Source organism: Chryseobacterium contaminans (assembly GCF_001684955.1).
Lineage (GTDB): Bacteria > Bacteroidota > Bacteroidia > Flavobacteriales > Weeksellaceae > Chryseobacterium > Chryseobacterium contaminans.
This window is the reverse complement of record NZ_MAYF01000282.1, coordinates 1-434: the sequence shown is the minus strand read 5'-3', so window position 1 is coordinate 434 and position 434 is coordinate 1. Positions and strand designations below refer to the sequence as shown.

Annotated in this window: 1 protein-coding gene; it reads right to left on the bottom strand. The window is 54.4% G+C overall.

What is annotated here, in order from left to right:
- Positions 1-120: 120 nt before the first annotated feature.
- Positions 121-434 (bottom strand): hypothetical protein (locus BBH99_RS22480; protein ID WP_165601945.1); only part of this gene is annotated, 314 nt, incomplete at its 5' end.

Below are 434 nucleotides of genomic sequence, written 5' to 3'. Positions count from 1 at the left end.
CTTTGTGGTAAGGCTTCTGGTAAGCGCAATATACGCCACACGATTGGGCTAGGCACGCCGCGATACCCGTGTCGACCTCATGAGAAGTTATATATTGAAATACTGTTCGAGGCCCTGTTGTTACTTCTCTTCCCTCCTTTCGTCCCATCGCACGTTTGCGTGCGTTCGCGCCATGTTCAAACTCTTCTCGTTGTGCATTGCCGCAGCGGTAGCGGCCGTTGTTGGCACTGCGACGATCTCGCGCCGGCGAAAGCGTCGCGCCTTGCGCAACTTGCCCGCTCCTCCGAGCCCGTCGTTCATTACTGGTTCGTACTTGTGTTCTTCTCCACCACACGCGAACACATATTGACGCTCAATCAAGGTAATCTCTTGGACCTTTACACCGAGGGCGCCCTTCCTTATCACACGAAACTCACTGAGCAATATGGCGGCGT